General features: G+C 66.9%; 1 pseudogene. It reads left to right on the forward strand.

Features of this window, described 5'->3' with window-relative positions:
• Positions 1-45: 45 nt before the first annotated feature.
• Positions 46-894, forward strand: a pseudogene (locus EN850_RS33355) (relaxase/mobilization nuclease domain-containing protein); the annotation flags it as partial.

Here is an 894-nt window from a genome sequence, read left to right on the forward strand (position 1 = left end):
GACGTGTAAGTGTCTGATTTTGCTTGATATGTCTGGGAGGCTCGCATTAAGGATGACGAGTTCAGGCCGAAGCTCGGCAAAATCGGGTCGCGCGGCTCGAAGGCCGGCAAACGCTATGCCGGCCAGGTTGGTGCGGCGATCAACCGGGCTGGCGGCCGGCCGCAACGCGGTGGTCGCTTCACCGGAAGCCGGACAGGGCGCGGCGGGGCGGCCGCCGCACTGCTGAAATCGCGCGACCGGTATGCCGCCTTCCGCCAGCGCCGGGTGATCGTCAAGGCGCGGGTCGTCAAGCTCGCCGGCAAGGGCGCGGACGGGGCGCGTGCCCATCTACGCTATCTTCAGCGCGACGGGGTCACCCGCGAAGGTGAACCTGGCGAGCTCTACGGCGCCGACAGCGGCCGCGTCGACGGCAAGGCGTTCATCGATCGCGCGGACGGCGACCGCCATCAGTTCCGCTTCATCGTCGCTGCCGAAGACGGCATCGAGTACGACGACCTCAAGGCGCTGACGCGGCGGCTCATGGCGCAGATGCAGGAAGACCTCGGCACGAAGCTCGACTGGGTCGCGGTCGATCATTTCAACACCGGCCACCCGCACAGCCACATCATCGTCCGTGGCAGGGACGACCGTGGCGAGAACCTGGTCATCGCGCGCGAATATATCTCATCTGGCATCCGCGAGCGGGCGGCCGAGCTGGTCAGCCTCGATCTCGGTCCGCGAACCGACCGCGAGATTGAGCTTCGCCTGCGCCGGGAAATGGAGCAGGAACGCTTCACCAGCATCGACCGTCGGCTGCTCAGCATGCGTGATGATGACGGCCTGGTCTCGCCGGGCGGTCCCGACGCCATTCGCCAGACGCTGCACCAGGGACGGCTGCGCAAGCTCGAGCGGATG

This window comes from Mesorhizobium sp. M8A.F.Ca.ET.207.01.1.1, from assembly GCF_004794715.1.
Lineage (GTDB): Bacteria > Pseudomonadota > Alphaproteobacteria > Rhizobiales > Rhizobiaceae > Mesorhizobium.